Origin of the sequence: Intestinirhabdus alba (assembly GCF_009711095.1) — a bacterium.
Classification (GTDB): domain Bacteria; phylum Pseudomonadota; class Gammaproteobacteria; order Enterobacterales; family Enterobacteriaceae; genus Intestinirhabdus; species Intestinirhabdus alba.
The window spans coordinates 1-8,927 of record NZ_WMJZ01000062.1; the positions used below are offsets into that span (position 1 = coordinate 1).

9 protein-coding genes are annotated in these 8,927 nt (G+C 59.7%); 6 read left to right on the forward strand and 3 right to left on the reverse strand.

What is annotated here, in order from left to right:
• The 6 genes from GJV78_RS21740 to GJV78_RS21765 form a co-directional block, all read left to right on the forward strand.
• Positions 1–444: transketolase-like TK C-terminal-containing protein (locus tag GJV78_RS21740; protein ID WP_330998841.1), on the forward strand; the 444-nt coding region annotated here is incomplete at its 5' end.
• 245 nt (positions 445–689) lie between these two features.
• The gene (locus tag GJV78_RS21745) at positions 690–2,000 is read left to right on the forward strand and encodes an MFS transporter (RefSeq protein WP_155110192.1); all 1,311 of its coding nucleotides are present in this window, start codon (positions 690–692) and stop codon (positions 1,998–2,000) included.
• A gap of 9 nt (positions 2,001–2,009) precedes the next feature.
• Positions 2,010–3,032, forward strand: a complete 1,023-nt coding sequence (locus tag GJV78_RS21750; RefSeq protein ID WP_155110193.1) for a 4-hydroxythreonine-4-phosphate dehydrogenase PdxA — start codon at positions 2,010–2,012, stop codon at positions 3,030–3,032.
• Positions 3,033–3,126: 94 nt separating this feature from the next.
• On the forward strand, positions 3,127–4,422 hold the full coding sequence (locus tag GJV78_RS21755; protein WP_155110194.1) for an MFS transporter: 1,296 nt from the start codon (positions 3,127–3,129) through the stop codon (positions 4,420–4,422).
• Positions 4,404–5,327, forward strand: a complete 924-nt coding sequence (locus GJV78_RS21760; RefSeq protein WP_155110195.1) for an amidohydrolase family protein — start codon at positions 4,404–4,406, stop codon at positions 5,325–5,327. Before GJV78_RS21755 ends, GJV78_RS21760 begins: the two co-directional genes overlap by 19 nt.
• Positions 5,328–5,414: 87 nt before the next feature.
• A complete protein-coding gene (locus GJV78_RS21765; RefSeq protein WP_155110196.1) occupies positions 5,415–6,266 on the forward strand; it encodes a sugar phosphate isomerase/epimerase family protein in 852 nt (283 codons plus the stop codon).
• A gap of 265 nt (positions 6,267–6,531) precedes the next feature.
• On the opposite strand, the gene GJV78_RS21770 is transcribed toward GJV78_RS21765, so the two are convergent.
• From GJV78_RS21770 to GJV78_RS23115, 3 genes are all read right to left on the reverse strand, one after another.
• Complete coding sequence (locus tag GJV78_RS21770) at positions 6,532–7,743, reverse strand: hypothetical protein (protein ID WP_155110197.1); 1,212 nt, start codon at positions 7,741–7,743, stop codon at positions 6,532–6,534.
• A 2-nt stretch (positions 7,744–7,745) separates the two neighbouring features.
• A complete protein-coding gene (locus GJV78_RS21775) occupies positions 7,746–8,009 on the reverse strand; it encodes a PAAR domain-containing protein (protein ID WP_155110198.1) in 264 nt (87 codons plus the stop codon).
• A gap of 279 nt (positions 8,010–8,288) precedes the next feature.
• On the reverse strand, positions 8,289–8,927 hold a 639-nt coding region (locus GJV78_RS23115; RefSeq protein WP_230979211.1), incomplete at its 5' end, for a DUF6396 domain-containing protein.

Sequence of the window (8,927 nt, forward strand, 5' to 3'; positions counted from 1 at the left end):
CAGGAGCGCAGCGCAGAGCAGCTGGCGAACGTCGCCCGCGGCGGCTACGTCCTTAAAGATTGCGCGGGGCAGCCGGAGCTGATTCTCATCGCCACCGGCTCCGAGGTTGAGCTGGCGGTAGCCGCCTGGGAAAAACTGTCTGCCGAAGGGGTGAAGTCGCGGGTGGTGTCGATGCCGTCCACCGACGTGTTCGACAGGCAGGATGCGGCGTACCGTGAATCCGTACTGCCGAAAGCGGTTTCCGCGCGGGTGGCGGTGGAGGCCGGCATCGCGGACTACTGGTACAGGTACGTGGGGCTGAACGGCGCGGTGGTGGGAATGCACACCTTCGGCGAATCCGCCCCGGCGGAGCTGCTGTTTAAGGAGTTTGGCTTCACCGTGGAAAACGTGGTGGCAAAAGCCAGAGCGCGGCTCGCCCCCGGTAGTGGTATCGCCTGTTGTTGACATTCTTACCTACCGGCGCGGCCCCTGTGTCGCCGCCGCTGCCGGAGGGCTTGTTCACAGCGGCAGGCCAGCCCGGCTACGGATTTAAGGAAGGAAGTAAGGAAGTAAGAAACCAAAGAAGGTGCTGTGCCCTGACGGCAAATGAAACAGGACGTCATTTGTTAAATAACAATCACGGGTTTTACCGCTGTCCGGGTGATGATGCCGGGTGAAACCACGCAATGATAATATTGCAGGATACACTGATGAGCGTAATGACAAATAAAAGAACAAAGGTTCTTGCGTTATTTTGTGCCCTCTCTTTTCTGATGTATGTGGACAGGGTTAACCTCTCCGCCTCTGCGGCATTAATAAAAGAGGAGATCGGTCTCGATAATACCGAACTGGGTATTATCTTCTCGGCGTTCGCCTATACCTACCTGGTTTTCCAGATCATCGGCGGCTGGTTCTGCGATCGCTTCGGTGCCAAACGCACCATTATTATCTGCGGCAGCATCTGGGTGGTCGCCACCCTCTGTACGGGGTTTGTTGGCGGATTTGTCTCGCTATTCCTTAGCCGGCTCCTGCTGGGCGTTGGCGAAGGCGCGGCGCTGCCCTCCCAGGCGCGGGCCATTACCTTCTGGTTTAAAAAGGAAAAGCGCGGCTTCGTCCAGGGGCTGACCCATTCGTTCTCACGCTTCGGTAACGCCGTCACGCCTTCGCTGGTGGCTCTGCTGGTGCTGGCCCACTCCTGGCGCTTCTCCTTTATCGCGCTCGGCGTGCTGACAGCCATCTGGCTGATGATGTGGATTGCCTGGTTCCGCGACACGCCGCATCAGTTCTCTTCGTTAAGTAAAGAGGAGTTAGCCCTCTATCCTGAACCCGATCCGCAGGTCCAGGAGAAGGTGAAGGAGCCGACACCCTGGGGGGCGCTGTTAAAACGCATGGGTCCCACCATGGGCGTCTACTTCTGCTACGGCTGGACGGGATGGCTCTTTTTTACCTGGCTGCCCACCTTTTTTATGAACGGCCGCGGAATGGATATTAAGGCGTCGGCCCTGTTTACCTCCGGCGTTTTTCTTTCCGGGGTGGTAGGCAATACCGTCGGCGGCGTTCTGAGCGACTATATCTATAAGCGCAGTGGCGACGTGGTTGCCGCCCGCCGCAACGTCATTATTTTTAGCTTCCTCTGCGCCCTGCTGCTGCTGATCCCGGTGATCCTCTCCTCCTCCATGACCGTTATTACCCTGTGTCTGGCCGTCGCGTTCTTTTGCCTGGAGTTAACCATCGGCCCTATCTGGGCGGTGCCGATGGATATCACGCCCAGGCACGTTGGCATCGCCAGCGGCCTGATGAACGCAGGCTCGGCCGTGGCCGGCATTATTTCTCCGATCCTGTTCGGCATCATCATCGACAGGACCGGCGACTGGAGCCTGCCGTTCTATGGCTCCGTCGTCCTGCTGCTGGTGGGGATCGTCCTGACGTTCTTTATGCGGCCGGATATTCCGCTGCAGGAAAAAAAGCGCGCCGGCGACGCGCGCCCGCAAGATAAGCCCTCCGTCACCTCTGCCCATTAAGGAAATCGTATGTCTTTACCTGTCATCGCTATGGTGCTCGGCGACCCTGCCGGCATAGGTCCTGAACTGGTAGCCAAAGTGCTGTCCGATAGCGCGCTGCTCCGGCAGGCGCATTTCATCATCATCGCCGACCGTGACGAATTACAAAAGGGAATGGCCATCGCGGATCGTCACTTCCCGTACCGGGAGGTCGCCGCCCCGACGAGGGCGGATCTCACCGTGGGTGAGGCGTGCTTAATTCACCATCGCGGCAGCCATCCGGCCCCCTTTGAGTACGGCAAAGCCACGGCGCAAAGCGGCGTCTATATTCTGGAGACCCTCGAAAAAGCGCTGGAGCTGACCCGCTGCGGGCTGGCGCAGTCCATCTGCTTTGCGCCGCTGAACAAACAGGCCATGCATATGGGGGGGCTGACCTTCCGGGATGAGCTGCACTGGTTCGCCCATCGGCTGAACTGGACCTCGTTCTGCTGTGAAGTCAACGTCGTTGACCACGTCTGGGCCGGCCGCGCCACCTCGCATATCCCCTTCCGCGATATCGTGGGCCAGCTCTCTGTCGACGGAATACTGGATACCATTATCCTTATGCACAACACCCTGCGCCAGGCGGGTTTTGCCGCTCCACGCATCGCGGTGCAGGCGCTGAACCCGCACGGCGGAGAGAACGGGCTATTTGGCGATGAAGAGCTGACCCTGATTCGCCCGGCCATGGAGAAAGCGCGCCAGCAGGGGATCGCCGTCTTCGGCCCTTACCCGGCCGACACCACCTGGAAGGCGATGCAGAACGAGAAGCTGGACGCGGTGGTTTCGATGTATCACGACCAGTTCGCCACCGCCCTGAAAATGCTGGGCTTCGAGCGCGGCGTCACCGTACAGGGAGGGCTACCCGTGCCCATCACGACGGCCAACCACGGCACGGCCTACAACCTGTACGGCCAGAATGCGGCAACGCCGTCGGCCTTCGAACAGGCCGTGCTGCTGGCGATTCGCATGGCCAGAGGCAGCCAGCCGACGGCGATGCCGGGCGCGCAATAACGCCTGATGCCCTTCGGCGCGCGGGCGGCCTTTTCGTCGGCGGGTCGGGGGCCGCCGGCTCCCTCTATCCGCACTCAACAAGAACGGTGAACCTATGCCTGAAGCTATCAGAGCGACCAGAGTCAGGTGGAAAATCTTTTCCATTATCTTTCTGCTGGTCGTCGTTAATCTGATCGACCGCGTCTCGTTATCTATCGGGATGCCGACTATCGCCCGGGAGTTTGAGCTCTCCCCCGCCATGCAGGGGATCGTCCTCAGCAGCTTTTTCTGGGCCTACGCGCTGCTGCAAATTCCCGGCGGCTGGGCGATCGATCGCTTCGGCCCGCGCCGGGTCATTACCGGCTCGACCTTCTTCTGGGGCGCATTCCAGACGCTGGCGGCGCTGGCCACCGGCGGCGGATCGCTACTGCTTACCCGCATCGCGCTCGGCGCGGCGGAAGCGCCGCTGTTCCCGGCGGGGGCGAAGCTGAACGCCATCTGGCTCTCCGGCCGGGAAAGGGGGCGCGGCGCGGTTATTATGGACTGCGGCGGGCCGCTTGGCGCGGCCGTAGGCGGTTTGATCATCGCCCATCTGCTGGCGATTTTACACTCCTGGCGTCTGGTCTTCGCCATCGCCGGGCTGGCGACCGTTGCGCTAAGCTGGGTCGCCTGGCGCTACATCCGCGATAACCCCCAGACGCATCCGCAGGTCAATCAGGCGGAGCTACAGCAGATAGCCCTTAGCCCGGCGTCCCGGCAGACGCCTGCGGAGCAGGTCAGCCGCCGCGGACGCTTTGGGATCGCCGGGCGCACGCTGTGGTCAATTCTCGTGGGCCGCGCCGCCTGGGCAATGCTGTTTTTTGGCCTTCTGACCTGGGGACCTAACTACCTCTCCCAGGCCCGCGGCTTTGATTTAATCGCCATTGGCAACGCCACCTTTTTTATCTTTATGGCCGGCGTTGTCGGATCGCTCACCGGTGGGATAGTCATGGATGCGCTGGCGAAAGCCGGCTACCGGCAGTTTACGGTCCTGAAGCTATTGCTGCTCTTTTCCGGCACGGTCGTTCTGGCCGCCTTTCTCTCTCTGCCCGCGCTGGCGAGCGCCCGGCTGGCGGTGGTGGTGTTAAGCATCGCCGCCTTTTTCCTGATGTGGGGCAGCCTGTACTGGAGCCTGCCGCCGCTGCTGGTCAGCAGAGAGAAGGTCGGCATGATGGGCGGCGTGATGAATATGGCCGGCAGTATCGGAGGAATTACGATCCCCATTATTGTCGGCCTGATCCTGCAGGCCAGCGGCGGCTATCAGGCGGTGCTCTGGTTCTTTGCCGCCTGCTCGGCGGTCTATATCATCGGCAGCTTCTTTATCGGCCAGCCTGCCTCAGGGAGGGAAAACGCATGTATAACGGCCCCATAATCGACGCACACCAGCATTTCTGGGAGCCGGATATCAACCCGCACCCCTGGCTGGCGAAGGAGGTGCTGATCCCGTTCCGCTATGGCGATTACAGCGCCATCAAACGCCGCTATCTGCCGTCTGATTACCTTGCCGACGCCGGTGAGCATCGGGTTGTCGCCAGCGTCTATGTCGATGCCGAATGGGACCCGCGCGATCCGCTGGGAGAAACGCGCTATATCCACGGCGTTGCGCAGAGCTGTGGCTTTCCCAACGCCGTCGTCGCGCAGGCCTGGCTGCACCATGCGGATATTGCCGATCTCCTTGCCGCCCAGGCGCAGTGGCCGCTGGTGCGCAGCGTGCGCCACAAGCCCGGCGGCGCGGCTACCCCGCAGGAGGCGAAGTCCGGTACGCGCTCCTTAATGAGCGATGAGCGCTGGCGACAGGGATTTGCGCTGCTGCAAAAGCATCGTCTGCACTTCGATCTCCAGACCCCGTGGTGGCATCTTGACGAGGCCGCCCGGCTGGCCCGGGACTTTCCGACGACGCAAATCATCCTTAACCATACCGGACTGCCGGCGGACCGCTCTCCTGAAGGGCTGGCGGCCTGGAAAGCGGCGATGAAGCACGTGGCGAAGTATGACAACGTGGCGGTTAAAATCTCGGGGCTGGGCGAAAAAGGCATCCCCTGGAGCGTGGAGCGCAACCGGCGGATCGTCCGCGAAGCCCTCGCGATCTTCGGCAGCCAGCGCGCGATGTTCGCCAGCAACTTCCCGGTCGACAGCCTGTGCGTTCGACTGGAGGATCTCTGGCGAGGGTTTAAGCAGATCGTCGCCGACCTGGCACCCCAGGCGCAGAGGGCGCTGTTTTACGACAACGCTCGCCGCCTCTACGGTATCGACACGCAGCCACCGGAAGAGGCTTAACTTAGCGGCGACCGCCCGAAGCGGACGCCGGGTAACCCAACATTACCGGCTCAGCGCCGTTAAGCTGGCCGCAGAGGAGAAGAAGCAATGCCGTTACTCCCAGGAGTGAATACCGCGATGTTCGACGGGCTGGACACCGACATCGCGTTCGGGATTATCGCCAGGGCGGGGTTTCATTATGTGGAGCTGGCCTATAACCAGGGCTACGTCGGCGGCCTGAGTCCGGCGCTGTTCAGCGACCGCCACGCCGGGTACATCGTGTCGCTGCTGGAGAAGCATCGCCTGGCGACCCACACCCTCGGAGCCACGATGAATCTGGCGGCCGATGACGCCATTGAGGCGTTCAGCCAGCGGATTCGCTTTGCCGCCGCTATCGGTGCCCGCCGGCTCACGGTCTGCCCGGGACGCCGGGCCGATCGCGCGCTGATTATCGAACGCCTGAAGGTGTTATCCGGGGTGGCCGCGACGCATCGCTGCACCCTCTGTATTGAAAACGGCGGCGATGCAAATTACGACGTCTTCGCGCTTGCCGAAGAGGGATTTGCGCTATTAGAGGCGGTCAACAGCCCGGCGCTCGCCTTTAATATCGACGCGGGCAATATGGTGTCGCTGCGCCCCGACGCCGACCCCATCGCCGGGGCGATGGCGATGCTGCCGGCCGCCGCCCACTGCCATATCAAAGACGTCAGCGTCCGCAACGGGGAGTTTTTTTTCCCGGCCATCGGCGACGGCGATCTGCACTACCCGCCGCTGCTTGACGCCCTGGCGGAAAAAGGCATTCCCTGCAGCCTGGAAATACCGCTGCGGATGCACCGTCGCGCCGACGGCTATCCCGTAAGGGGAGCCGATCCGGTTCCCGCCGCTACCTGCCTGGCCGTTCTGCAGCGCTCGCGCCAGGCGCTGCAGCCCTGGCTGGCGGACGTTCCGCCAGCGGGCTAAAAACACGCTCCGCAGCGGGGGGCATAAGTTTAACGCTACGTCTGAACGCTACCGGGTTAGCTAGGGCATTCAGCTCCGCTGCCGCGTGACACGCCGTACATCCGGAATAACCAGGCCTCTTACGGCTCACGCCTTGCCCCGGATCTGAAGGATCGCCAGCGACGTTCACGAACGGTTAAGGGAGACGGCCTGATACCGTCAGCAAAGCGTGAGCGCTCCGGCAAACCAAACGGGGTGTTGCGTTCTTCAGTATCCAGCAGATTTTTTATGCAGGGCTCACAATTGTTATCCACAGAGGGGCCATGGGATGATTGTGACTACTGAAAATAAGCTGTGGCTGACCATTACCTGATGCCACCGCTGCGCAGGAGATCGCCAGCCAGGGTGCTGATCCGCCAGGATATCCCAGAGTGTAATTTAAGTTATGAAGATCCCGCCCGATATTTAATGGGACATTAAGCCCATTCAGCGTTGAGGCGACGGGGACATTCCAGCTGGCGTCAACCCCTGTTAACCAGCCGTGAGTCACGTTTTCTTCAGTTAGCGGCACCCAGTCAAGGGCACGTTCGATACCATACTGTAAGTCGCTTATCTGAAGCACCTGCTCCGGCCTGTGAAGAGAGGCTCGCGGCCTGATATCGAATGACTGTTCAGGATTCCCCAATAATAACCCGACAGCAACTTCGGCCGTTCCGTCGGGTTTTTCCGGGGCGATCTGCGATGATATTATGAGCAATAACGATCGCTCATGAGAAGATTCATCCAGCCATCGATCGATAACGCCCAATCCCTCACCTTCGATGCGTATAACAGGCTGCCGGATTTGGCTTTCCGCCAGGCACTGCTGCCATACCGCCTCTGATTGCTCATCGGTTAAAACGCCCTGATATTCCATTAAGACGTTTAATTGCACATCTGCAGGTATCGCGGCCAGGGGTTGAGCCAGCTCCTCCAGAATTTGGGTGAGCTTTTTGTGTAACAGCTGCTCTGGTATTATTCCCTTTTCCGCAGGTAGCCGACTATGTTTTACGCCCTCATGCCCCTTCCATGGAGGCTGGGTTTTTAAAGCCTGCCGTTTTTCCTGAAGCGCACGCCGTTGTTTATCGCCATTACTATCCGTAACGTCACGTAGCGCACTGTGTAAACTTATCTCTAAAATAGATAAATAGCGTCGCCCCCGCAGGGTTTCATTGAATATAATCCGCTCACGCCGCTTATTCCATTCCCTCGCCGTCGCCAGTTGGCCGTTATACCATGCCAGACGTCCCAGCAGAAAAATTATCCATGTAATAAAAGGTAGCGCCAGCGCATTTTCCCAGAACTCTGCGGCATTGACTTCGATTTTCTCGCTGCTAATAAAAATCGCATAAGTTCCCCCTGTTATAAATAGCCCTATAAGAAACAGGAGCCATCGCCACCACTTTGGTGGGCGAGGAGTTTCTGCCGGAGCAGGTATATCTTTTAAATTTATTGCCATATCTATCGCGCCACGGCCTGGGGAAGAGTCGAAATTAACCGACAGCCGCAGGCACAGCGGTGCCCATCAAATGCAACGGGAATGCCGTTATCTTTAAATTCAGGATGGCCTTCGGCAATAACGGTGAGGCCATGTCCTATAATTGGGCAGCTAACCGGATCGCCAAGTCGCGCCACGCCAATGCCGCAGAACTTCATTTTAGTAGAACCCTTAAGCACCGTTCCACCACCGGTATGTGGATCGCCTGTCCGAATAATTCCTTTCATATATTTATCCTGTTTGATTGGGTTATTTTTACATATACCCTGGATAATTCGAGTTGCAGGACAAAACGCAGCGCGTTTTGAACAGCCTCAGGGCTGGCCCCGAAGGGGTGAGGCCCTCAGACCGAATCACGCGGCGGCCCTTTAGGGTGAGGCTCTGGGCCGAATAAAGCCAACGCACATGCAACCTGAAGTATGGCGGGTATAAACGTGTATTTTGTCTCTGGTGCTAAATCGACGCCACGCCCGGTTAAGGGACACAGCCTGGCATTTACTGCCTTTTTAACACGCCTCCCCGCTGTGACACAGCAGCCGGGAGGTGCTGTCCGGTTCAAAATCCGCCGACTGCGGCAGCGGCCTGCCCGTGGCCGGATTCAGCTGCCTCGCCTCCGCCAGCTCCGCTATCAGCGCTTCGGTCGGCTTCTCCGGCGGCACGTTGGCCCTGCGCGCCTCCACCCACTTCAGCCTGCCGTCCCACTCCGGCAGCGGTGCCGGCGGCAGCGGAACGATATCGTTGATTTCCGGAACCGCCGGACCGGCGTAGGAGTAACGCCCCAGCATATCGCCTATCAGCTCATAACGCCTGGCCCGCTCCGCATCCGGCTGCTGGCCCAGGTAATAGAGTCCGTCTGTCGGTTCGGGTCCGCTAAATCCATGTTCCAAAAAACTGGCCGAGCTTTCATTGCCAGCAGCCACCCCCAACTGGAATGCTTCAATCGCTTCCCGGTAGCGCCCTTTACCTTTCAAATTAATTCCAAGTTTCCCTGCAGCCCTACCTTCCCCCTGCTCAGCCGCGCAGCGTCGCATCTGCTCCGCAACGTCATAGGCGGTTCCGGCCATAAACAGTTTTTCAGCTACATACGCCTGGGCCAGCGCGCTCCCCTCATCCGCCGCCTTGCGGTAGTAGCGCAGGGCCATCTC